At 44.4% G+C, this 24,859-nt stretch carries 24 protein-coding genes; 5 read left to right on the top strand and 19 right to left on the bottom strand.

The genetic code is table 11. From position 1 onward, the window contains the following. Positions 1–12: 12 nt before the first annotated feature. The 9 genes from rpiA to BN1234_RS09470 form a co-directional block, all read right to left on the bottom strand. Positions 13–696, bottom strand: coding sequence for a ribose-5-phosphate isomerase RpiA (rpiA, locus tag BN1234_RS09510; RefSeq protein WP_054956428.1), 684 nt, complete (start codon positions 694–696; stop codon positions 13–15). A gap of 96 nt (positions 697–792) precedes the next feature. Continuing rightward, positions 793–1,347 (bottom strand): O-acetyl-ADP-ribose deacetylase, encoded by a 555-nt coding sequence (locus BN1234_RS09505; RefSeq protein ID WP_054956427.1) that lies wholly within the window; start codon positions 1,345–1,347, stop codon positions 793–795. A gap of 87 nt (positions 1,348–1,434) precedes the next feature. Continuing rightward, the gene (locus BN1234_RS09500) at positions 1,435–1,884 is read right to left on the bottom strand and encodes a hypothetical protein (RefSeq protein WP_054956426.1); all 450 of its coding nucleotides are present in this window, start codon (positions 1,882–1,884) and stop codon (positions 1,435–1,437) included. Positions 1,885–1,923: 39 nt separating this feature from the next. Next, entirely contained in the window at positions 1,924–2,451 is a 528-nt protein-coding gene (locus BN1234_RS09495; protein WP_054956425.1) for a GNAT family N-acetyltransferase, read from the bottom strand. 34 nt (positions 2,452–2,485) lie between these two features. Beyond that, entirely contained in the window at positions 2,486–3,106 is a 621-nt protein-coding gene (locus tag BN1234_RS09490) for a TraX family protein (RefSeq protein ID WP_054956424.1), read from the bottom strand. A gap of 192 nt (positions 3,107–3,298) precedes the next feature. Beyond that, positions 3,299–4,276, bottom strand: coding sequence for a diaminopimelate dehydrogenase (locus BN1234_RS09485; protein ID WP_054956423.1), 978 nt, complete (start codon positions 4,274–4,276; stop codon positions 3,299–3,301). Positions 4,277–4,380: 104 nt separating this feature from the next. After that, positions 4,381–5,586 (bottom strand): SLC45 family MFS transporter, encoded by a 1,206-nt coding sequence (locus BN1234_RS09480; protein WP_054956422.1) that lies wholly within the window; start codon positions 5,584–5,586, stop codon positions 4,381–4,383. Between the two features lie 13 nt (positions 5,587–5,599). After that, positions 5,600–6,328 carry a glycerophosphodiester phosphodiesterase gene (locus BN1234_RS09475; RefSeq protein ID WP_054956421.1) on the bottom strand — a complete coding sequence of 243 codons (729 nt, stop codon included), beginning with the start codon at positions 6,326–6,328 and terminating at the stop codon, positions 5,600–5,602. 188 nt (positions 6,329–6,516) lie between these two features. After that, positions 6,517–7,260 (bottom strand): DsbA family protein, encoded by a 744-nt coding sequence (locus tag BN1234_RS09470; protein WP_054956420.1) that lies wholly within the window; start codon positions 7,258–7,260, stop codon positions 6,517–6,519. Positions 7,261–7,443: 183 nt separating this feature from the next. On the opposite strand from BN1234_RS09470, the gene BN1234_RS09465 reads away from it, so the two are divergent. Beyond that, positions 7,444–7,875 (top strand): MarR family winged helix-turn-helix transcriptional regulator, encoded by a 432-nt coding sequence (locus BN1234_RS09465; RefSeq protein WP_170308015.1) that lies wholly within the window; start codon positions 7,444–7,446, stop codon positions 7,873–7,875. Between the two features lie 16 nt (positions 7,876–7,891). Further along, complete coding sequence (locus tag BN1234_RS09460; protein ID WP_054956418.1) at positions 7,892–9,079, top strand: MFS transporter; 1,188 nt, start codon at positions 7,892–7,894, stop codon at positions 9,077–9,079. Between the two features lie 18 nt (positions 9,080–9,097). On the opposite strand, the gene bcbE is transcribed toward BN1234_RS09460, so the two are convergent. The 7 genes from bcbE to selD all read right to left on the bottom strand — a co-directional run bounded on the left by bcbE (position 9,098) and on the right by selD (position 18,583). Next, complete coding sequence (gene bcbE / locus BN1234_RS09455; RefSeq protein WP_054956417.1) at positions 9,098–10,381, bottom strand: bacillibactin exporter BcbE; 1,284 nt, start codon at positions 10,379–10,381, stop codon at positions 9,098–9,100. A 28-nt stretch (positions 10,382–10,409) separates the two neighbouring features. Then, positions 10,410–11,714: a methyl-accepting chemotaxis protein gene (locus BN1234_RS09450; protein WP_054956416.1), complete on the bottom strand. Its 1,305-nt coding sequence runs from the start codon at positions 11,712–11,714 to the stop codon at positions 10,410–10,412. A 182-nt stretch (positions 11,715–11,896) separates the two neighbouring features. Beyond that, positions 11,897–14,233, bottom strand: coding sequence for an RNA polymerase recycling motor HelD (gene helD, locus BN1234_RS09445; protein ID WP_054956450.1), 2,337 nt, complete (start codon positions 14,231–14,233; stop codon positions 11,897–11,899). 14 nt (positions 14,234–14,247) lie between these two features. Next, the gene (locus tag BN1234_RS09440; protein ID WP_054956415.1) at positions 14,248–15,306 is read right to left on the bottom strand and encodes an FUSC family protein; all 1,059 of its coding nucleotides are present in this window, start codon (positions 15,304–15,306) and stop codon (positions 14,248–14,250) included. 110 nt (positions 15,307–15,416) lie between these two features. Continuing rightward, positions 15,417–16,070, bottom strand: a complete 654-nt coding sequence (locus BN1234_RS09435; protein ID WP_054956414.1) for a phosphatase PAP2 family protein — start codon at positions 16,068–16,070, stop codon at positions 15,417–15,419. A 347-nt stretch (positions 16,071–16,417) separates the two neighbouring features. After that, positions 16,418–17,482 carry a tRNA 2-selenouridine(34) synthase MnmH gene (mnmH, locus tag BN1234_RS09430; protein ID WP_054956449.1) on the bottom strand — a complete coding sequence of 355 codons (1,065 nt, stop codon included), beginning with the start codon at positions 17,480–17,482 and terminating at the stop codon, positions 16,418–16,420. 51 nt (positions 17,483–17,533) lie between these two features. Then, positions 17,534–18,583, bottom strand: coding sequence for a selenide, water dikinase SelD (gene selD / locus BN1234_RS09425; protein WP_054956413.1), 1,050 nt, complete (start codon positions 18,581–18,583; stop codon positions 17,534–17,536). 340 nt (positions 18,584–18,923) lie between these two features. On the opposite strand from selD, the gene BN1234_RS09420 reads away from it, so the two are divergent. The 3 genes from BN1234_RS09420 (at position 18,924) to BN1234_RS09410 (ending at position 21,552) form a co-directional block, all read left to right on the top strand. Continuing rightward, positions 18,924–20,108: a peptidylprolyl isomerase gene (locus BN1234_RS09420; RefSeq protein WP_054956412.1), complete on the top strand. Its 1,185-nt coding sequence runs from the start codon at positions 18,924–18,926 to the stop codon at positions 20,106–20,108. A 157-nt stretch (positions 20,109–20,265) separates the two neighbouring features. Beyond that, positions 20,266–20,601 carry a hypothetical protein gene (locus BN1234_RS09415; protein WP_054956411.1) on the top strand — a complete coding sequence of 112 codons (336 nt, stop codon included), beginning with the start codon at positions 20,266–20,268 and terminating at the stop codon, positions 20,599–20,601. A gap of 111 nt (positions 20,602–20,712) precedes the next feature. Beyond that, positions 20,713–21,552: a YwaF family protein gene (locus tag BN1234_RS09410; protein ID WP_306455057.1), complete on the top strand. Its 840-nt coding sequence runs from the start codon at positions 20,713–20,715 to the stop codon at positions 21,550–21,552. Positions 21,553–21,636: 84 nt separating this feature from the next. Here the strand turns inward: BN1234_RS09410 and BN1234_RS09405 are convergent, their stop codons facing one another. From BN1234_RS09405 to BN1234_RS09395, 3 genes are all read right to left on the bottom strand, one after another. After that, positions 21,637–22,626: an aldose 1-epimerase gene (locus BN1234_RS09405; protein ID WP_054956409.1), complete on the bottom strand. Its 990-nt coding sequence runs from the start codon at positions 22,624–22,626 to the stop codon at positions 21,637–21,639. 109 nt (positions 22,627–22,735) lie between these two features. After that, positions 22,736–24,415 carry a glycerol-3-phosphate dehydrogenase/oxidase gene (locus BN1234_RS09400; RefSeq protein WP_054956408.1) on the bottom strand — a complete coding sequence of 560 codons (1,680 nt, stop codon included), beginning with the start codon at positions 24,413–24,415 and terminating at the stop codon, positions 22,736–22,738. Positions 24,416–24,572: 157 nt separating this feature from the next. Beyond that, positions 24,573–24,859 (bottom strand): FGGY-family carbohydrate kinase (locus BN1234_RS09395; RefSeq protein WP_245640138.1); only part of this gene is annotated, 287 nt, incomplete at its 5' end.

The following is a 24,859-nucleotide window of genomic DNA, read 5'->3' as shown; positions in this document are numbered from 1 at the left end:
ATCTATTCCGAGTTATTTGAACGGCTGGCTTTGGATCACTTTCACAGAACCATCATCGCATCCGATAAAAGCTTTGTCTGCCATTCCAATAAACAAACCATGCTCGACAATACCCGGAATCTCCTTCAATTGCTTCTGCAGTTGCTCAGGAGAGTTTATTATACCAAACTTACAATCGGCTATAACATTTCCATTATCAGAAATATATAATCCGTCAGCTTCATCTTTTCGAAGCTGCACGCTGCAGCCTAATTGCTCTAAAGCAGCCACAGTCCATTCGGTTGCAAAAGGAACAATCTCAACAGGCAGCGGAAAAGCGCCAAGCGTCGTAACCAGCTTTCCTTCATCTGCCACAATCAGAAGCTTGTCACTGTGGTATGCGGTTATCTTCTCACGCAGCAGCGCGCCGCCTCCGCCTTTTATTAAACGAAGCTGGGAATCCAGCTCATCAGCACCATCAATCGTTAGGTCAAGCCTGTCAATCTGGTGGAATGGGGTAAGCTCTATTCCGTGCTCGGCAGCCAGCTTTTCCGTAGCCTTCGAAGTTGCTACAGCTTGAATCCGAAGCCCTTCCTGAACCAGCTCACCAAGCCTTACAACTGCCCAATAGGCTGTTGAGCCTGTACCTAACCCCACTTTCATTCCATCCTGAACATATGTTACAGCTTTTTCAGCAGCATTCTTCTTCTTGTTCATGCCTCATGATCTCCTTTGCCAAATAACCGCTCCCATATGTACTAGTAAAATATAAACGAGGCTGCAAAAGCAAGCCCCGCCAAAAGTGATAATCAGTTAATCATATCTTTCGAGCCAGCGAGCGTATAATTCTGCATTCTCGGCATCATAGCAGACAAAGTCAATCTGCTCAAGCTGATTTTGCTGCTGTTCCTCTTCTAAAAATTCAGCTACCGATTTTAAAGCAACGTCACAAGCAGGAGACTTGGGATAACCATAAATACCTGTGCTAATATTCGGGAATGCAATCGAGCGGGCTCCCACTTCGTTTGCAAGCTGCAAGCTGCTTCGATAACACTCAGCTAACGTGATCGCTTCACCGCGCCCTCCGCCTTCCCATATAGGTCCCACGGTATGGATGACATGCTTAACTTCCAGATTGCCACCCCCTGTTATAACGGCATGACCAGGCGGGCATCCTCCCTGGAGCTTGCGTATTTCCTTACATTGCTCCATAATTTCAGGCCCGCCTGCCTGGTGAATAGCCCCATCAACACCACCTCCGCCCAACAGGCCGGAATTTGCAGCATTAACGATAATATCACCTTTCCAAGCGGTTATATCGCCTGATAAAACAGAGACCGTTGTCTTTCCGATCGTTACCTTTTTCATTCGGAAAATCTCCTTTCGGCCTTTTACCTACATTACCCCGACATAGGGGAGATTGACCCTCTTCCCAGCTCATCTATTTAACATATATCATTTCACATTAATCAGATCCGGTGCCTGTTCTTTGCCAGCTGCTTCAGCAATGCGTTCAGCCATCTGCAGCTCTTCCTGGCTTTCCCATGCTTCCTTATTCATGCGGTAAGATATAAAACTTCCTTTTTGATGTGCTTGACGTATATGATGAATCAAAATATTCCCCGCTTCTGTGAGCTTTAGATCCCCGCGAGCTCCTCCTTTCAGCCGGCACAGCATCACATTCACTCTTCCATCCTGATCATGGGCTTCCATCATGTACAGCGGTGTCATCGCCATCTGATCCTCTTCGGTAAAATCCTTTGTCATATAAACGGTATATTCAGCGGCAGGCGCGTTCATGTATGCTCCCTGCTTCTTCTCAGCAATCAATCTTGAATTTCGAAATGCCAAGTAACCTGCTGCTGCAAATATCAATAAACTTACCGCAATTCCAAACTTAAGCATTTGACCTTCTCCTTATGTACGTTTGTACAGCGACTTGCGCTATAGCTTTATAACCATATGAATATCCTTCGGCTCCAACTCAAAAAGGTCCGGGTCCTTGTCCTCTGTAAGCAGACCTCCATTCGAAGTATAGAAGCTAACTGCTGATTCTGTTTCCGTGGAGGATATATAAAGATAAGAAGCCCCACGGTCTCTTGCCTCTTCACTTAGTTCCTTCATTAATAGAGTTCCAATTCCCTGTCTCCGATAATTGCGGCTTACATACATCAGGTCAACCTGCAAATGATCCTTTAGCAGACCTCTTTCACGATGACCAAGCACGCCAAACCCTACTAACCGTTCGCCATCAAACGCTCCAAACCCTTTTCCGCCTTGTTCAAGCTCTGCAGTAAATCGTTTAATAAGATACTCCATCGATTCCCCATCCCAAGTAGGACACTCGTGAGGGTTATCAATTTTTTGAAGTTCACCTTGTTTATCAACATAGATATGATGAATAAATTCAGAACGATCAATTTCTGATATTTTCTTTCCTTCTTGTGCGTCCATCTCTCGAATAATAATCATTGAATCCTCCCCAATTATGTAACCTTAACATGATTTACAACCATTTAATCACAGCAATTAACGATAAATGAAGCGGATAAAATGATCTCCACATCCATGAACGGACTCGGATCCTTTCTAGGCTCCTCCATATCGCTGGACCGTAAGCATATAATACGGTCGGAAAAAGACTCCACATTTGCAAAAACCAGCCGTTTAAGTACATATAAAGAATATTCAGCATGAGGTGCCATGGTACTAGCCAGTGAACCGGCGCATATCGAAAAATCAAGATTAGAATCAGACCGTAAGCTCCATAATCAAAAGGAAACATCTCCATAATAAAGCCTGCCCCGGCAGCAATAAATACTGATATTAAGAAGGATTCGGTTCGGTCCAGCAACAGAAGCACGATAACACCGGCTAATAGAGATACAACTACATTTAAACCGGAAGAAGCTAGTGCAAGCTGATAAGGAATTTGGGATAACAGAGCAATGACACTTAACCGAATTATATACCGGGGCTTGGAGGATGTGCGGTTATAACCTTGAACAAGTGCGTAGACATACAAGGGGAACGCAATCCGTCCAATTATTCTCCAAATCTCCTGATCCGGAAAAAAGACGAGTCCCACATGATCTATTAGCATCGTTAGCATCGCCAGCAGCTGCATGTTCGTTCCTCCAATAGTTTTAAGCAGTAAATACAATGAGTATCCGGCTCACTCTTTCTCCCATTATGAGTTTCTTTTCCTTAGGCTGCAAGTTCCTGGCATTAACCGCTTCCAGTTGTGCCTGTTCTCGGGAAAAATGCCCGTACCCATCGTGGGTACGGGCATTTTCCTGCACCGTTTTAAAATAAATTATTATAAAAGCTCTTTACGAAGCTCCGCTGGAGATTTTGGTGAGAGCAAGCCAAATGGAATATCAAACACTGTTTTGGCTCCACTGTCCCCTGCTTGTCCGAGTTTATAAGCAGCACGGGCATAAGCAACCAACACGCTTGCTGTAAACTCAGGGTTACTATCCAGAGTCAAGCCAAACTCGATAATCTGGTTGCTGTTTTCACCTGTACGACCGCTGCGCAGTACCATGCCGCCGTGCGGCATTGCAGCGTGATCACGCTTCATCTCTTCCTCGCTGATAAAGTTTACTACAGTATCATAGTCAGCGAAGTAATTCGGCATTTCCTTGATTTCCTGCTCAATCGCAGCTTTGTCTGCTCCTTCTTCAGCCACGATGAAGCATTCACGAAGATGCTTCTCACGTGTGCTAAGCTCAGGATTCTCACCTCTACGAACTCGCTGAATCGCCTCTTCACGAGGAATGGTATACTGGACACCGTTCTTCACACCGGCAACACGGCGGATTGCATCAGAATGGCCTTGGCTTACACCTTTTCCCCAAAATGTATATTCATTACCTTCTGGAAGTATGGCTTCTGCCAGCAGTCTGTTCAGGGAGAACAGTCCCGGGTCCCAGCCTGTGGAGATGACGCTTACTTTACCGCCTTCACGTGCAGGAGCATCCACACTTTCGAAATAAGACGGAATTTTAGCATGAGTATCAAAGCTGTCTACCGTATGGAACTTCCCAGCCAAAGCCGGTCCCTGTTCCGGTAAATCCGTAGCTGAACCGCCGCAAAGAATCAGTACATCAATCTGGTCTTTATATTGATCTAACTCGGATATATGTACCGCTTTTGCCTCAGAGGCCACTCCCCCAGGATCCCGGCGGGAAAATACAGCTTTCAATTCGATATCAGAATTTTGCTTAATAGCCTTTTCAACCCCGCGGCCCAGGTTTCCGTATCCAACAATCCCCACTCTTATCTTGTGTGACATATGACGCCTCCTTAATATGATTAACCTCCGCTATTGTATCAAGAGTTTTGTAATATTTAAACAATTACCAGCACTTAAGTGCAAATATTTTGTTGAAATATCCATCATATCGGGAGAACAGAATTATCTTCTTGTGCTCGGTTTGAATTTTCAGAATGTTGGATCATGGATACACAGAACAAGGCAATAAGCATACTGCCTGCCGCACAATAAAACAGGATCGGGTAACCGAACACATCAATAAGCTGTCCGAGCAGCGGCGGAGATGTAATGGCTGCAAGCGAGGATACCAAATAATATAATCCTGTACGTGTACCGATGCTCTTCTCGGAACCTGTCGATACAACAAATGGATAGGAGTTGATATTAATGCAAGCCCAGAACAAGCCTCCAACAGCCAGCAGAATTCGAAGTACGAGCAAGGATTTAATAAACGGAACCAGTGCAAAGATAATAAACAACCCCGTAACACCAATCAGAATGACCCGTTTCTTGCCAAACTTACTTCCAAGCAAACCGCTTGGGATGGCGAATAATACGAAAGCAAGTGAAAAGAACGTAAGGGAGAACGACGCTTCCGATTCAGTTAGCCCCATTTCATTTTTGCCATATAAGGTGAATAAGGTTTCCACGCCTTGGTAACCAACGAACCAGAAGAATATCGCGGCTAGCAGGAAGATCGTTGTGCGGTCCAGCTGGCCCTTTAGAGATATTCTTGTCTTCACTTCAGTTTGAGCGGCGTAACCTGGTGCATCTCGTCTCTCCTTGATAAACCGCATCAAAATAAACAAAGAGATGACCGTCACGCATGCAGCCGCTATAAACGGAAATGAAGGATTAGCCTTGTATAAAATCGAACCGGCGCCAAATGCAACAATAGAGCCTATTCCTCCCATGAAATTAATAATTCCATTCGCGCGGGTTCTGTCCTTCTCCGCTGTTATGTCAGGCATTAGAGCTACAGTTGGTGAACGGTAAAGGCTCATCGCCAGATTCATAAGCATCATAAATATTATTAAGGTAAATATTCCAGTATGAAATGGAATAATGGCTGTAAATAAAGCACCCAGCGGCATGCCGATAAGCAGATACGGCATCCTTCTGCCGAATCGGGTATGGGTCCGGTCACTTCGATTGCCGATCCATGGCTGCAGAAACAGAGCAAAATAATTATCAATGGTCATCACAAAACCGATCATTGCTACACTCGATATGTACCTTTCAAGAAAAAAAGGAACAAACGCATTATATAATGCCCAGGTAATACTGATACTGAAAAATCCGAATCCGAGCAGCCACGTCTTTTTCACCTATTCACACTCCTTAAGTATTCAGCAATCGATGCAGTAAATCCGGATGGTCCGTAATAATTCCTGCAACATTAGCTGCAATCAGCTTCTTCATTTCTTCAGGATCATTAACCGTGAAGGGATGGTACACGATACCGTTTGCCTTAGCCTCTTCCACCCATTCCGGCAATACAGCATACTTGTTAGCGTGCAGAGCATCAGCCAAAGCAGTCTTGGCATATTCCCAAGGCCGGTACAGACCTTCCATATACAAGAGACCGGTACGGATTTCCGGTGCAAGGGACTTGCACTTCACAAGCGAATAGTGATTAAAGCTGGAAATCACTACCCTCTCCTCCATCCCGAAGCTGCGAACGGCGGCAATAACCCTTTCTTCCAGCTCAGCATACTGAATAATCCCATTCTTTAATTCAATATTTATGATGGTTCCCTGGTCTTTGGTTAAGTGAAGCAATTGTTCAAGCGAAGGAATCCGTTCTCCGCGGAACTGCTCATGAAACCAGGAGCCTGCATCAAGCTGCTGGAGCTCCTCCCATGTATGATCCTTTACAAAGCCTTGTCCATCGGTTGTTCGCTTGAGTATCTCGTCATGGATGAGAACAAGCTTGCCGTCTTTCGTCATTTGTACATCGGTCTCAATCCCAGTTGCGCCAAATTCCAGTGCTTTCCGAAATGCTGCCATGGTGTTCTCAGGACAGACGGCTGATGCCCCCCGGTGTGCAAAATTAATCATCTCTGTCATTTTGAATTCCTCCTGAATGTACGTTATTCACTCTATCTCCTTCCTATTCCACGTTCACCCTGCAACATCCTGTAAGCGCAGTCATTTTTTTCACTAAAAATATGGCTTCGCCTTCCCGTCTTATCAGCAGAAAAAAACCAAGCGCATTACGCTGCGCCTGGTTTATTCGTAGTGATTTTACATTTTGACTAGTTGGCACTTTCTTCGATAAATGCCTTGAGATCCTCGAAGGTAGGTTCTTCAAATTTAACTCCATTCACGAATACCGTTGGAGTTCCGTTCACACCTTGTTTATCCGAGATATCCAGATCACGCTTGATATGCTTAATATACTTCTCGGACTTCAAATCCGCCTTAAACTGCTCTAACGGCACTTCAGGCATCTCATCTTTGACCAAATTTGTAATGAAGGAATACGTTGCCCATTCTTGATGCTTGTCCCCCTGACGCTCAGTCATTAGCTGATGGTACTTCCAGAAATACTCCGGGTTCATCTGGTACAGCGTCTCCCCGGCTAAAGCAGCAAGGACAGAGTCCGGAGCAAGAAAGGCCATATCTACATATACAAAATTCGCTTTCCCTGTATCAATATATTCTGTTTTAAGCTTCGGGAAAACTTCTTCTGTCCATTCCTTACAGAAAGGACATTTATAATCTGAAAATTCAACGATTTGAATCGGTGCATTGAGGTCACCCAAGACGGGCTGGTTCTGGACATCAAATCCTTCGGGGACTTCTCCTGCTTGAACTTGATCAAGATCAGGATATTCCATTCCTTCTTTATTATTCATCATAATCAGGGCAGAAATCACTGCAACAATGATGAATCCAGTGATGATAGCAGCCCAAGCCATGCTGCGAGAAGATGACCTTGCTGATCTAGTCTGGTTCACCCGTGACTGGGACGGACCTTTACGTTTACTCTCTCCCATTTCTTTTTCCTCCATTATTTATAGATATCGACATTATAAGTAAGTATTCGCTGCGCTCCTAGGACATATCTAACAGTCGTTTTCCTAGTAATAGTCTTCAAAATGTTGCCTATTTCACATGTCAGGCATATAATTGCATAGACAACTATTTAAAACAAAACGAAAGTGGTGAACTTCTTGAGAATGCCTGAAGACAATCATTCCATTGGATTTCAGCTTGGTTATACATACCGGCGAGCTTCCAATCTGTTCTTAAGTAAATTGAAACCTTTTGATATCACTCCTGAACAGTGGACTGTTCTAAATCAAATCGCGCGCAGTGAAGGTGTTAACCAGAAGGAAGTCGCCGCAAGAGCTGTGAAGGATCAGCCAACAACTACCCGGATCCTTGATCTATTAGAAAGAAAAGGACTCATTCAGAGAGAAACCTCCCCTCATGATCGCAGAGCCTTCTTACTCTACATTACTGAAGCCGGTAAAGATCTGCTTGCCTCTACATCTACAATCGAGCAAGAATGCAGCCGCCTGATCACAGAAGGCATCCATGACAGTGAAATGGAAAAGTTCAGGGATATACTCTCCCGCATGAACGAAAACTTAACGAATTTGATTTAACAGGAGATATTTATTCATGAATCAAGCAACCAACAAACTTTGGACCAAAGAATTTATAATGCTAACAATAAGCAACCTGTTCCTATTCCTCACCCTTCAGATGCTGTTAACTACTTTACCCGCATATGCGAAGGAAGCCTTTGATGCTAATCCGACCCAGGTAAGCTTAATTACAAGTCTGTTTGCATTCAGCGCTATCTTTTCCAGACTGTTCTCCAGCAAAGCTCTTGAGAAAGGCAAACGCCGTCAACTTTTATATATCGGGCTGTTTATTTCCCTGTTAGCGATTCTCGGATACTATGCAGCATCAAGCATTATTTTTTTGCTGCTTATGCGCATCTTATATGGTATCGGCTTTGGTATGACAAGCACTTCCTTTCCGACCATGGCTTCGGACATCATCCCGGCCAAGCGCTTGGGTGAAGGCATGGGTTTTTTCGGATTATCTACAACGCTTGCGATGTCTATTGGACCGATGATTGGATTGACCCTTCTTCAAGGAGGAGGCTTCACTCCACTTGTCTTTATGACTTCAGCAATCAACATCCTTATCTTTCCGTTAGCCTTTATACTGACTTCAAAAACACCGAAGGTGCATAGAGAGCCTAAGCCTGCATCTCCCCTGAAAGAAAATAGTGCTGTGAATCTGCGCCGGCTGGTCCTTCCTGCTGTTTTGAATTTTTTAGTTTCTATTACCTATGGGGGTCTGCTAAGTTTTCTGGCTTTATACGGGATGGAGGTTCACCTTTCTAATCCGCAATACTTCTTTTTGTTTAATGCACTTGCCATCATTGTAATTCGACCTGTATCCGGGAGATTATATGATCGATATGGACATAAAGCTCTTCTTATTCCCGGTGCGCTATTTATGTGTGCGGGTCTATTGCTGCTTACGTTCGAAACAACAACATTCGGCCTGTTTATGTCAGCACTATGTTATGGGCTTGGATTTGGTTCTATACAGCCTTCACTGCAGACCTGGATGATTCAGGAGGTACCTCCCCGGCAGCGCGGTATGGCAAACGGAATGTTTCTGAACTCTCTAGATTTGGGCGTAGCAATCGGTGCGATGCTGCTTGGAGCTATTGCACAGATAACAAGTTATACAATCATGTACCGTTATTCTGCCATTGCTGTCTTTTTAGTAGTCATTATTTATGCAATAAACCTTATAACTAAATCATCTGCGCTCTTCCGGAAATGAATATTCAAAAGCCTTGCCCTATTTACGGGCAAGGCTTTTATTTCTAATAGAACGCTGAAGTCTAAAGTTAACTCTCCGTGGCTCTTTCTTATGCTCATCATCCTCATTCTTCTCTCCGGGTTTGACAGCAAAGAAAGTAAGAAGAGCTCCAACTGCTGATACGGACGCCAGCACGCTGAACAAGACCCAGTGATGTGCTTTCAGAAGCAAGGAAACTGCCGGAGGTCCAAGCGAGACTCCTATGAAGCGCATACTGCTGTACAGCGACGAGATCATACCTCGCTGCTGTTTTTCTATACCTTCAGTAAGCAACGTATCCATACATGGAAGCGCTAGTCCGATGCCGATGCTTCCCAGTGTCATTAAGCCGACAACAAAATAAATCTGATCGCTGAATCCTGCAATAATCAGCGCTGCTGTAAGTAAGGTCATTCCTGCGAATGCAGTCCACTTCATAACAACCTTGTTGTCTCCAATGAATTTTCCTGCCAGGAACGAAGCTAAACAAAGCGCCGCGAGCGGTATTGCCAGGACAAGGCCTTTTACAACTCCCTTTAGACCGTAAGTCGATTCCAATGTCTCCGATAAATAAAATAGAACACCAAACACACCGAACATTGCTATACCGCCAATGGCGAAGATCGCATACAACCACCGGCCCTTTTCATGAAGAATCTCTTTCGTTGTGCTTAAAAATTCCCGGATTGTTTGTTTATTTTCCTTGAACTTCGGCGGCTTCACAAGAAAAATAACCAGCACAAGAGAAATCAAACACAATACAGGTATGGCGATAAACGGCAAGAACCATATTAGGCTTCCCAGGAAAGCTCCCAGAATAGGGCTGATGACCTTGCCAAATGTATTCGATGTTTCGATAATGCCCAGGCTTTTACTTACTTCTTCTTCCTCTTTAAACATGTCACTTACAAGCGGAATCACAATAGGGAAAGCACCGGCAGCTCCTATACCCTGAAGCAGCCTCCCGGCTAAAATTACAGCATACGCACCAGTCCCACTCATTAACCAGGCAGCAGCGGCTGATACGCCTCCCCCAGCTGCAGCAATGATTAAGCTTGGAATGATGATCTTCTTTCGACCAAATCGATCTGAAAGATAACCTGCAATAGGTATAAGCAGTATAGCCACAACTGCATAAACCGTAATCAACATGCTGACCATAAACGAGCTAATTCGTAATTCTTTTGCTATTTGCGGGAGAATAGGGATTAGCATCGAGTTGCCCAGCGTCATAATTAGCGGTATGGATGCAAGTGCAAACAAATCCCGCTTCTTACTCTCCATGAGAAGACCACCTTTAACATCATTTGCTTCATCTTATATTGTGGATTCTTTCCTCCGTAATATGCATGTTAAATAGATGGTCATCATCGTTACACTTAATTTTTGAGCTTAATCCCTTCAAGTGACCCGATAGCTCATTTAGCATGTGTATCGCACCTTTAATTTCCGCCATTGCAGCTACTTGTTCCTCGGTGCTGAACGTTTGGGAATAGTCTGCCGTCTTCTTCGTAATATATGTAATTCGATGGGTTGAATTCAGAATTTTCTCCGCTTCATCATTCAACTGAGCAGCAGTGGCGCTAACTCCGTTCATATGATCATTCAGATCTCCGATGGATTGTTCAATGTTATGAAGGGAATCTCTGGCTCCGGCAGCTCCACGAATTACTTCCTTTATTAAAAGAAGCGCTTCCTTCATCACGAAAGTTATATCCATTACATCCTGCTGAATCTGATGAATAGATTGAGCGATTTTTTCAGTCGAGGCGGTTGTCTGTTCAGACAGTTTTCTCACTTCAGAAGCAACAACAGCAAATCCTCTTCCATGTTCTCCAGCTCTGGCAGCTTCAATAGAGGCGTTTAAGGAAAGAAGTCCTGCCTGTGCTGCTATGTCGGTTATTATATTGCCCATAACCCCAATACCTGCAGCCTTTTCCCCTACTGCCTCCAATGCTTTTGAAGACTTATCGACACCCTCACGAATATTTTCTATCTTCGGGAGAATATGATCCATCGCCTCTTCCCCTTTTCCAGCAAGTTTATTGGTCTTACTGGAAAGTTCAGCCGCAGTACTTGTTGTCACAGTAATCTGCTTTATCCTCTCCGTCATTCCACACACAACAGTTGATGTAGTCTCCATATCTTGCAGCTGACTCTCAGCACCTGCCTTAAGTTCATCCATAATTCCCGAGGCGTGCTGTGTTGTCCGGCGTAATTCTTCAGAGCCGGTTTGAAGCAAACTTGTATATTGGGCTAACTGATCAGCTGCAGATTGAACCTCGATCACCTTTTCTCTGTAGGATTTCATCAGCTTATTGCAAGCATCTGCAGTGTCTCTGATCTCGCCTTTTGTCCGGATATCCAGAAGGGCTACCAGATCGCCTCCGCCTTCAGCAAAAGCCAAGAGCTGGTGCCGAATCTGTGTTACAGAGTGAATGGACCTCACTAGCATCCTACTGTGGAGTAAGGAATAAATAATTAGCATGATTCCGACAGCCAGTATGATTCCATTCCGAAGGTCTGCATTAACCGGAATGAAACTGATCCATATCATACTGAGGATCATGATAGAAGCCACAATAGAAAAGATCATGGTTTTTGTTTTTAGCTTCATTCCGGACCACCCTTCCCTTACCCATGGTATTTGAACAGCTTACGGAAACTATTAATTGTTACTAATACATATTTTAATATGCTGCTAAATATATCTTTTTTATAAAAAAACGCCCGTTGCAGAATAGGTAAGATCAACACGATCAATACATATTCTGCAACGGGCGATATTGTTATAACTCTTTAATGCTGCTGCGTGTCAGGAAGAAACCGGCTTTTCTCCCCTTTATGGTAAATATGAAGCTCATGCATAGCCCGGGTACATGCTGTATAGAACAACTTCCGTTCGCTCTCCTTGCTGTACACATCATTTGATCCGTTATATATAATGACGGCATCAAATTCCACTCCCTTGGCCAGATATGCCGGAATAACCAGGGTTCCTTTCTCGAATGCAGGTGTGGTCTTGGTGATCAGCCTTACAGGAATGTCTGCAGACAGTTGACGTTCAACATACCTGCTTTCCGCTTCGGTCTTGCATATAACGGCTACATAATGGTAGCCCTTCGCATGAAGAGCTCGGATATCATCAATAACGGCTTGCTTCAATTCAGAATCATTTTCCGTTTGAATGACCAGTGGTTCAGCTCCCGGCCGGTTAAACGGAACGATAACCTCTCCACCCGGAATCATTTTTTTTGTAAAATTAACAATTTCATAGGTAGATCTGTAACTTCGAGTCAAAGAGATCACTTCTGTCTCTTCCTTCCCATACAGACTTACCAGATTCTCAAGGTTTCCAAGCGCCTCTCCATGCGCATAAATGGCTTGATTCAAATCTCCCAGAACCGTCATCTTCGCACGCGGGAAAAGCCGCTTGAGAAACTCTAATTGGAACTCGGAGTAATCCTGCACCTCATCCACAATCACATGCCGTATCGCTGTATTGGAATGGAACCCCTGCAGCAGCTCTTTCAGATAAAGAAACGGAGTTGCGTCCTCATAAAACAACTCATTATCTTCGATCTTCTGTATGGTCTGGCTGCATACCTCATTCCAAAGATCAGGCAGATTCGTATCTGTGCCAGCCAACCGCCGGATTAATCGTTCATCCATGAACAGCTTCTTGTATAAACCTTTCCCGTCAACGAAGCGGAGCCGTTTAACCCATCGACGCAATGGCTTCAGACGATTACTCACGACCATGCGTCCAAGCAATTCCTTTTCTTTATCAAAATCATTAAAGCTTATTTCCTTCTTATTCTGCTTGCGGCGCATGGTTTGGTACGCACGGTGATAGTCATCGGGATCCATCAGCTCGATCTGATCTTCTACCCAGGATGCTTTTCGTTCTTCATGAGTAAATTCAGACAATCGTTTGAGAAGCCATTCCCTCATTAACTCAAGTCTTCCCGTCATCTTCACTGCCGAATCATAGCTATAGAATTGGGCAGTCATCTCATCTCTGCTTACAATTGTTTTTCCCTGGAAGACGACAGGCTTGAACATCATGTTCTCCTTCTCGAGCAGGGTCTTATAGGAACGAATGATATCCAGATATGGAGCGGAGGATTTAAAAGCAATCCCCTGAAGCCGGGCCCGATGAGCTGGCGTATCCGGTGCATTCAGCAAGATTTCAGTCTGTGTAAACACATCCTCCAGCTCGAATTCCTTGCCTAGGCGATGCTCCAGATAAGACTGAAATGTCGTTTGCTGCATATTTTCTTCCCCAAGCTCTGGCAGCACTGTGGATACATAGCTGTTAAAAAGCGGGTTCGGAGAGAATAGTATCAGCTGATCCGCCTGGAGCACCTCACGGTACTTATATAATAAGTAAGCGACCCTCTGCAGTGCAGCGGATGTTTTGCCGCTTCCTGCAGCACCCTGAACAATCAGCATCCGGGTTTTGTCATTTCGAATAACCGCATTCTGCTCCTTTTGAATCGTTGCTACGATATTCTTCATGCGGTCATCGGCACTGTGGCTGAGCACCTGCTGAAGCAGCTCATCTCCAATAGTCATGCCTGTGTCAAACAGGACCTCAATAATACGGTCGTGAATAACAAACTGACGTTTCAAACTCATATCTCCTGAAACCATGCCGGAAGGAGTTTCATACTGACTCAATCCCGGAGAACCATCATAATACAAGCTGGAAATCGGAGCACGCCAGTCATAAACAAGGAATTCTTCTGAATCATCATCCATAAAGGAGCCAATCCCAAGGTAGATCTGCTCCGTCTTACTTGAGCCTTCTTCCCTGAAATCGATTCGTCCGAAGTAGGGTGAATACACCAGTTTATTATATTTTTTTAGTGCCTTACTGGATTGCAGGTGAGATCTTTCTCTCTCCGAAAGTACCTGAGACTGCTGCCGCAGGTTCGTGGATGTCTCTCCTAAATCGTCAGGGTTGCTGAAATTGACAGTTACTTCATCCCAGAATTCTTTCCGCATGGAAATGACTTCACCGCGTACTAAACCGACATCGGCTTCAAGCTCTGTAATCTTTCGGCCGATTTTCTCGGTCACCTCGGTGACTCGAGCCTGTTCATCCTTCCAATCCTGATCACTGATTGCCATCTTTTCATCCCCCGTTATCTTTTGAGCCAAGCCAAGATATCTCCACCATTGTTCTTCTTTTCAACAAACCGGCTGATATGATCAGCAACGCTGTTTAAACGATCCAGTGTATGACCGTAATCATACATAGCTGCGGCAACAATGGTCATTCGGAAGCCTCCCGGCTCTGTTCCCGCACCGCATATCACTTGGTCCATAAAAGCTTCGTTCTTCTCTGCCATAGTATCGGCTTCATCCACGTTAGGCTTCAGTTTATCTTCAAATTTCCACAATATATGCTCATGGAATTTGATAAGATGCTCAAGGTGAGCATCAAACTGTTCATCAATCTCTCCACTTCGTTTCGCCTGGAAATAATGATTCTCCACCGCATTTAGCACTTCGTACCCTTTTTGGAGCGAAATCAATAAATGCTTATACACAACCAATTGTCTGGAGTGGCTGTACTTCGCCCTCTTCAGCTTCTTCTGTTCTTCCTCAAATAAATTATACTTGTCTCCGATCGATTTGATTGATCCTTCAAGGCTGTTCATCTCGTCGCGGTACACAGAATCTTTAATTTCATGAGAGATCGCCGTTCGCATGAGCAATGACATTTTATCAAAGACACTGTTGATCTGTTTAAAGTATTGATCTTTCGGTTTAGGAGGGAAAACCAAAATATTAATTAAAAAAGCAGAAATAATACCAATCAGCGTGAGAAAAAAACGATTAAAAGCAAAATCCCACTGTCCCGAAGCTTCCATCACTGAAATGACGGTAACCAACGTTAAGCCTATCGTCTCCCCCATGTTTAATTTAATACATATCATAATGACCAGAATACAAACAAGACCGACAGCAATAGGCTGATTGGTTAGAAAATATCCTCCAAGCATAGCCAGTATCGCTCCTAAAGTACTCGTCTGTATTTGATCGAGAAAGTACCTCCACGATCGATAAATCGAGGGCTGCATGGCAAAAATCGCCGCAATGGCAGCACCGACCGGAGAGGAAATCCCTAATAGTTGCGTCAGATAGAGGGCTAGGGTCACAGCCAAGCCCGTCTTAAACATTCTAGCGCCAAAGGCCATCGACAGCCCTCCTTTACACATGTTTCTATCCACTATTATGTATAATGGAATAACACTTCAAATTCCGAAACCATTTCATATACGGAGTTATTACCCTGTGCGTTACAATATTATGCATTTGAGCTATAACGATACTCATATATCCCGATGGCTAACATCAGCCATGTACAGCTTGCCAAATAACCCCCGAGCACATCGCTGGGATAATGAACGCCCAAATAGATTCGACTCAATCCAATACAAAGAATGAGAACACTGAATACAGTCAGAACAAATCTTCTGCTCGCTGCCGTCGCTAAATGCTTCCATAGCAAGTATGTAAATATACCGTAAAGCGTAAAGGCAGCCATGGAATGACCGCTTGGAAAGCTATATCCGGTTACCTCGATTAAACGCTCTGTGTCAGGCCTTAATCGCCGAAACATATTTTTTAAAATCATATTCAAAATGGCCGAGCAGAGTACCACGATAGCAAAAAACATCACTTCTCTTCGGAACCGCAGTTTCACATACATCCATATGCCAATCGCTATACAAATCACAGTGATTGAAAGATTGGAACCCAAGTAGGTGAATCCCTTCGCAATCACTGTAACGGAGGGCGCCTCAAATCCACGGACCAGTTCTTTCACACTGACATCAAACCAATCTGCTTCCCCCGCTACAACTAAAGCCGCCACCGCTGCAAAGGCTAAGCATGAGATCAGGGAAATTGTTAAAAAGCGTCTGAACCGGGTACTGGTACCTGTGCGGTAGTGATTCATGAAGTTCGCTCCTTATCATCGTTCACAGTTAAAAATCACCAGAAACAAGATGATACCATGTATAGTACTTGCTGTACACCCCTGTAGGAACAAGGCTCCTACTTCCATTAAATTTCCTTTATTATCACCGTTTGACATGTAAACATGCATGAAGTGCCGCCTCATTTAGCTTTTGAGAGACGCTACGGATACGAAACATTCCTCCCATCGCTGCCCTGTTCCAGTTTATTTGTTCTGACCAAAACAAAATAGCGATGCAGGGATGTGTTCCCTGGCACCGCCATGTGTTTATTACTCGAATAAGCTGTCTCATTTAAACTAGGGCCATTCCTATATGCCAGCTCCCATTAGGACTGTGGCTTCGCAGATTCTTCTACATAACCCCGCTCGCGCAGCAGATCTTTTACTGCCTGAACGCCTTCTTCAATGCTTTCTACATGTATGGCAATCTGGTTGTCCTCGTTATAGTGACTTGAAGAATGATCATACTTCGGGTCATAGTAATGCGTCAGCAGCATTTCTACAGCTTCCGGAAAACGATCCTCATCAAGACATTTGCTAATTTCGGCGGCGATCGGAGTATGGATTCTATTCTTAATCCGATTGAAAGCTTGGATACACTCGGATTTAAACTCGGCGGGACGATAATCCTTCATGATCTGAGAAATTCGTTCCTCTATTGGCACATCCAGTACGATTGCCACGCCTTCCTCTTTCTTCTTCATAAGAAAATCAGGAAGTATAACCTTTCCGATCCGCTTGCTCTCGGCTTCCAGCAAGACATAAGGAGCGTCGCTGATTTCCTTGATTCGTTCAAACAACAAGGAATCAAACGTCTTCTGATTATGTGAGGCAAGACCGATATGTCCAAAAATGGATCCACGGTGTCCCGACAAGTTCTCCAGATCCAAGACAGGATATCCCTCACTCTGAAGCTGCTCCAGAACCGCCGTTTTTCCTGTTCCTGTGAAACCATGGAGTACGAAAGCTTTCGCATCCCACTCGAAATGATCTAGCGTATCCAAAACGAATTTACGATATGATTTTATTCCGCCCTGGATCCGGTATACATGAATGTCCATTAAGGCGAGGACGGTAGCTGCCGTTCTGCTGCGCATTCCGCCTCTCCAACAGAATACGGCCTTATTGCCCTCTATTTCCTTAAATTGCTTCACAAAATCCGGAAGCTTGGCCGACATCAATTCGAGACCGCGCTCCTTGGCTGCATCAACACTAACCTGCTTATAAAGGGTTCCGATCTCGGCTCTTTCTTCATCATTAAATACCGGTATGTTATAACTTCCCGGTATGGTTGACTCTCTAAATTCGGAAGGAGACCTAACATCGATCAGACTGAATTTTTTACTGCGCTTAAGCTCCAATAATTCTTCCACGCCGATGTCTTGAAACATTTGAAACATATCATTACGCTCCTTTTATTCCATGCCAAACCGCTCTGGTTGTTACTCGACAACAATCATACCCGGATTCTCTTCTGTCACGCGTCCAATCATACCTGCTTCTACCCCGGCATCAAGTAATTCCTTAAGAAGTTTTCCAGCTTCCTTTTCATCAAGTGCAATGAGCAAACCGCCTGAAGTAACGGCATCACACAAAATCAAACGATCGGTTTCGTCCATCCCTTCAGGGAAATGAACCGAATCCTGAACATGGGCATGATTATTCTTCGTACCGCCAGGAATAACACCCGCTTCAGCCAATTCCCGTACTCTTGGAAGAACAGGAACCTGATCTTTGACAATCACGATTCCCGTCCCGCTTCCTTTAGCCATCTCAAGCGAATGACCCATGAGGCCAAATCCTGTTACATCTGTACAAGCATGAACCTGATAGCTTTCCATGATTTCTGCAGCCGTCTTATTTAATCCGGCCATAACGGAAGTAACTCGGGATATTTCTTCTTCGTTTAGCAAATCCTTCTTAATAGAGCTTGTCAGAATACCTACTCCAATAGGTTTGGTCAGAATAAGTGCGTCCCCCGGCTTAGCTCCTGCGTTAGTGCGAACCTTATCCGGATGGACAATGCCTGTAACAGCAAGGCCAAATTTCGGTTCCTTATCATCAATGGAATGACCGCCTACAAGAGTAACGCCCGCTTCCTTCAACTTGTCTGCCGCCCCGCGCAAAATATCCGAAAGGACTTGCTTGTCCAGCGTGGAAATCGGAAATGCAACAATGTTCAATGCAGTCAGAGGCTTACCTCCCATGGCGTATATATCACTGATCGCATTAGCTGCAGCGACCTGTCCAAAAGAATACGGATCATCAACAATCGGTGTGAAGAAATCAACGGTCTGCACCATAGCAAGCTCATCCGTTAAGCGGTATACACCCGCATCATCGCTAGTATCCAGGCCTACGAGTAGGTTCGGATTTGGTTCAGTCGGCGGAAGAGTTCGGATAACCCCGGCCAGATCAGCAGGACCGATCTTACATCCGCATCCTCCTTTAGAAGAGAATGAGGTTAGTTTGATTTTTTCTGGTTGATTCATGATCGATCATCCTTTCAAATTTATACAATCAGCTGTATTGACATACAACAACCCCGGAATGCAGCGCCGCATTGCAGCATTTCGGCATCTACCGGGGGCTGATTAACAAACGTCCTTAAAGTAAACTCCTTATTCATTATATGAAAATGCAGGCTCTAAGTCTATTTATGAGCCATTTAATCATGAATTTTCCCCAAAGCAACCATTAAAACTAAATTTTGTGGTTAGATTTCATTATTTTTTTATCAATTCTTAAGGTAAGTGACCAAGTAATCTGGTAAAGTGAAAAAAGATAATAGTTACTCATTATGAGGAGCAGTTGAAGGGAGTCAATAATTTAATGAAAGAAAATGATGTACAACCAACAAATAGCGGGCGTCCGGAAGATGACTTTGGACAAGCTCCGAACGAAACAACAGAGTCTGTTACCCCGGAAGAGAATAATCTGGTGACAGAACCATCAGATTTAGAGAATACTCCGGATGCGGATCAGGATGACCTTAAACCATTGGATGATAATACCATGCAGCAGGCAGAGACATCAGGTGCTGCTTCATCTAACTATGGCGACATAAAACAAACAGCAGCAGCCTCTGGCGGCAATGGCGGAAAAGGCTGGATGATTGCTTCGATCGTACTGGCAGCTGCTTTAATCGTGGTTCTGATTGTGAACCCTTTTGGCAAGAATAATGGCGGTAAGGCAGTGGCGACAGTAAATAATGAGAAAATTACGAAAGACGAGTTATATGATGAGTTGGTTAAAGCCGGCGGAGAACCGACACTGGATTACCTCATCCGCATGGAACTGGTTAATCAGGAGCTGGACAAGAAGTCCATCGTAATTACAGATGCTCAGGTAAACGAAGAGGTTGAATCTGTTAAGAAAAGCTTCCCTTCAGAAGAACAGTTCAACTCGGCTTTAACTGCAAGCGGTATGACCCTTGATTTATTCAAAGAACAAACAAAATACCAGCTTGAACTCACTCAACTGCTGGGCGACAAGGTTAAGGTTACTGACGAAGAGATAAAGTCAACTTACGAACAGTACAAGGATAGCTTTTCTACTCCTGAACAAGTCCGTGCTTCCCATATCCTTGTAGAAACTGAAGAAGAAGCGAAAGCAATCATTAAACAGCTGGATGAAGGCGCAGACTTTGCAGCGATTGCCAAAGAGAAAAACCAAGATGCAACGAAAGAGACAGGCGGCGACTTGGACTTCTTTAGCAGAGGGGAATATGACCCTGCTTTTGAAGAAGAAGCCTTTAAACTGGAAAAAGGCACTTATTCTAAAGTGCCTGTAAAAACCTCCTACGGGTACCATATTGTCAAAGTGACGGACCGGAAGGAAGCAACAAACCCAACCCTGGAAGATAAGAAAGAGGATATCCGCAAGCAGCTCGTTGCCGGTAAAGTGAACGATCAGTCCGGTGCGTACCTTCAGGAATTGAAAGAGAAAGCCAAAATTACAAATACACTCGAAGCCAAAGAAAACGATAGCGCTGACGCTTCTAAAGAGTCTAAGTAGACTATCCTCGTCCTACGGTTTCAGCAAGGCACCTTATATCTTCTTTGATATAGGGTGCTTTTTTTTATGAATTCAAAATTAGTTCTTTGACTCGTTCCAAAAAAATGTTAGAATGAAAGCGTTATCAATAAGGATGATCCAATAAGGGGGAATCAGAATGATGCAGTACGCACCTGAATCCAGAAATGTGTATGAGGACTTCGTGGTCGAGACGGACATTCTGTTCTTTAAAACCGGAATTCATGGTTTGGTCAGCTTTCACGGCAGGAATTACAATATAAAGAAAAGAATGACTGCCGAACAAATCACCTCGCTTTTATCCAGAAAACAGTTCTTTAATGTAGGCGGCCACTGCTATGTTAATGTTAACAAAGCTACTGATGTCGAACAGGGAATTGTTTTTTTTGGTGAAAAGGCACCTTCTTCAAAAATTCTTCGGATTCCTCGAAGAAAACAGGAGCCACTCAAACGGTTAATAGCGGCAAACAGATAAACAGCTGCCTAATCGGACTAAAAAGGAGGTATCTCAAGAAGATCCAAGATCTTGAGAACCTCCTTTTTGCTGTGTCCCCTTTATTTCATCCACCTCCTCCCTTCCTAAGAGATCGAATTACCATTTCTAAACTTTGTATTTTATGGTAATATTCTTATATTCCATTCCTTATTCAAGGGGAGGTGTCCCATTATTTCGATATTCGACCCTAATTATCCGCATGTCTTTCAAGCCTTCTCCCTAGAACATATGCTTATTCTCGGCTTATTGGTGCTTCTGATTCTGGGATTATATTTTTGCCGTAACTGGATCAGGAACAACCGCTTTGCCGGCTCTTTTATCAAATGGATGTTAATTACTGCCTTGGTCCTGTCTGAAATTTGCCTTCAAGTTTGGTATGTATCGAGCGGGATCTGGGACCGTACCACTTCTCTTCCGCTGGAGCTGTGCAGCCTGACAATGCTGCTGTCAGCCATCATGCTCATGACAGACAGCCGCGCTATTTATCCTTTCATTTATTTTGCCGGAATAGGCGGTGCACTCCAGGCAGTTCTTACCCCGAGTCTTGATTATCCATTTCCGCATTTCCGATTCTTTCATTTCTTTGTAGTCCATCTTGCTATTATCATTGCACCATTATATATGACATGGATTCGCGGATATCGCCCAAGCTGGAAATCGATTGGCTGGACTATGGTATACCTGAATGCTGCTGCAATTATCGTCGGATTCATCAATTTTGCGCTCGGTTCCAATTATATGTTCCTGATGCGTAAACCTTCGGCACCTTCGTTGCTTGATTTACTCGGCCCCCATCCGCTATATCTTATAATAGAAGAAATGTTCGCGCTCGTACTGTTTATTGGAATGTATGCAATATTCTTTGCAATCCCGGATCGTATAAGATCATCACTCAAGGCCGGGAAAATATCTTCTGAGTCATCGTTATAAAATCATAAAAGAAGCGTATGGTATCCGCTCTATCCAGAGGGGATTATCCATACGCTTCTCTTCATAATATAAAATATCAAAAATTTATTTCAGATATAATCGAGCTGTCTCTTCCCAGATCTCCCCTGGCCCGAGTCCGAACAAGCCAATCTCTTCCGCTGGCAGATCGACATTCGGAGCATTGACTAGATTGATCTGCGGCTCCGGACAGAAATATTGTTTACACGCTTTGTTGTTCCAGATCATCCACTGTTTATAGGAAGTGCCTACATCGTAGACCAAGGTTTTGCCTATTCGGGAATCACTAAGCTCCATGCGATTTCTTCCATTCTGCGGAACTGCGGTATAGTGATTGTCCATTTCGTCAAAATACGGACTAACTCCTTCTGTACGCATAAGCTCCTCATCTTCAGACAATGGCTGATGTTGTCCTGTTGGCAGCATGCGGTTACTCAATTCCCACCGCTTGCCGATGGTAAGCTTCAACTTACAATCATCAGCTGTGCTGCCTTCAGCGAACGGTGCATTAATGGCTGTATGGAATGCCAGAAGACAAGGCATCTCCTGTTCACCCTCATTGCGGATAAATATTTGCTGAGACAGGCCGTCCCCACTTAACGCATACCGAAGCCTGAAGGTGAACTGATGAGGCAGCATACGGTATACGGGATGGTCTTTATCGATACGAATACTTACCGTGACAAAACTTTCGAAGGCGTTCGTTCCAAACTCCTCTACATGCCAAGGAATCGTATGTAAAAAACCATGTAAATGATTACCCGTATCCTCTTCATTCACCGGAAACTGATACATCTGCCCATTCCAAGGGAATTCCCCATCCTCATATCGATTTGGAGGAAACAGAACCGGAATACCGTGTACGCCGGGATTTTCTTTAAATCCCTCCATCTCTGATTCAGAAGGCTCCCGCAAAAACCGATAACCGCTTTCATTGTCCCGGAAAGCAATCAGATTTCCACCGATTTCAGGCAGCATCACTGCCTCATAAGGGCCATATTGCAGCCATACTGCCTTTTCCCCCTGATAAGATCCTTCATATGCCTTGTGGTTCATAGCTATTCTCCTCCCTGTAATGACTCTTATAAGGATACCATACCCACGAATGAAGGCACTATATCATTCCCAACATCCACTTATACTCGCTTGATGGACTGAAGGTATGCTAATCCAGGGTTGCCGGTATCGTCGCATCTTTAATTTCCCGTTCAAGTTCCTCAGTTAATGCCCTGGTCTGCTCTGCGGTCCAGTTCATTTTATCCGCCATATACCGTATAACCGCTTCTTTCCACTGACGCGTCCACTGAATATTAAAGAGCAAAGAACCGGTACGCCGAATAAAGAAATCTACAGGCTTCACAGCCATTTCATATTGTATTGCATACACCAGGGGCACCAAAACCTCTAGAGGAAGATTGTATTGTTCTCCTTCCTTCTTCACTTCAGAGGCAAGCTTAAACAGCTTCTCTGCATTGGAGCCATACATCCGTACCCAGCTTTCCGCAAGATGTGCATCAATCCCTCTCTTGCTGCCTTGCTCAGTAGATTCACGTATATATGCCGGAAAATTCACTGATCCTCCCACATGGCCCCCTGAAATAGGCATCCTCTTCGTTTGACAAGAACCATAACCTTTGCCACCACTCTCTTGAATTCGCTTGGCAACCAGGTCAACTGCTTCAGCGGCCATCTTTCGATATCCCGTCAGCTTCCCTCCTGCAATCGTAATTAGCCCAGAAGGAGACTCCCACACTTCGTCTTTACGTGAAATTTCTGAAGGGCACTTCCCTTCTTCCAAAATAAGAGGTCTCACGCCCGCCCAAGCCGACTCTACATCCGATTCCTTCAGCTTGACTTCAGGAAACATAAAATGGATTGCTTTTAAGATATAGTCACGGTCCTGCTTCGTCATCACCGGATGCGCAGGATCTTTTGAATAAACAGTATCTGTTGTCCCTACATATGCTTTGCCTTCACGCGGTATAGCAAACACCATTCTACCATCCGGCGTGTCAAAATATACAGCTTGGCGAAGCGGGAATTTCGATTGATCTATAACGAGATGGACACCTTTGGTCAATTGAAGCTTCTTCCCCTTCTTGGAGCCATCTATTTCACGGATATGATCAACCCATGGACCAGCAGCGTTTACGATTTTTGTCCCTGTTACTGCATAAACATCTCCGTCCAGCATATCCCGGACCTTAATTCCAGTAATTACACCGTTAGAATCATAATCGAGAGATTCTGCTTTTGCGTAATTGATCAGTTCAGCACCATGCACTGCTGCTTCTTTCAGCACTTCCAGTGTTAATCGGGCATCGTCAGTCCGGTATTCCACATAATAGCCTCCGCCTTTTAATCCTTCTTTCTTCAGGAGCGGCTCTCTGTGCAATGTCTCTTCAGAGGACAGCATCGACCGCCGTTCACTACGCTTCACCCCAGCGAGAAAATCATATACTCGAAGTCCTATGGAGGTGCTGAATTTTCCGAAAGTCCCTCCCTTGTGTATAGGAAGGAGCATCCATTCCGGTGTCGTTACATGCGGTCCATTCTCATATACCACTGCCCGTTCTTTACCCACTTCAGCTACCATTCCGATTTCAAATTGCTTCAGATAGCGTAGGCCCCCGTGTACAAGCTTCGTGGATCGGCTGCTTGTTCCGGCGGCAAAGTCTTGCATTTCAAGCAGCAAAATACTCATGCCTCGCGTGACAGCATCCAGTGCGATTCCCGCCCCCGTAATGCCGCCGCCAATTACAATCAGGTCATATGCTTTCCCTTTCGTTCTCTCCAGCTTCTCTTTCCGATCCAAGCTTGAAAATGATTGTGCCTGCTTATTCATTGTATATCCTCCCTGAGTAACCAAAGTATTTAATAACCAACAAAAAAAGAGACCGCGAAGCACGCGAGCCTACCTTAGACAAGGTATTTCGCGAGTTGCGGTCTCTCCAGATCTCCTGACTCATATTAACTTATGGACTATTATAACATATTAAATTTTAATGAAAAGCCATAGCGGCAAAAATAGCCTTTTTCCATCCCTTATAAAGATTCTCCCGGGCTTCTTCCGGCATTGTGGGTTCAAATTTCCGTTCTACGCTCCATTTTTGGCAGATTTCATCCTGGTCCTTCCAGAAGCCTACCGCAAGTCCCGCAAGATATGCCGCCCCCAGGGCTGTGGTTTCACTGATTACAGGACGTTCTACCGGTACATTCAGAATATCGCTTTGGAATTCCATGATAAAAGTATTGGCTACGGCTCCACCATCTACACGAAGCGATTCGA

Source organism: Paenibacillus dakarensis, from assembly GCF_001373415.1.
GTDB lineage: Bacteria > Bacillota > Bacilli > Paenibacillales > Paenibacillaceae > Paenibacillus_AQ > Paenibacillus_AQ dakarensis.
This window is presented reverse-complemented; position numbering and strand designations above follow the sequence as displayed.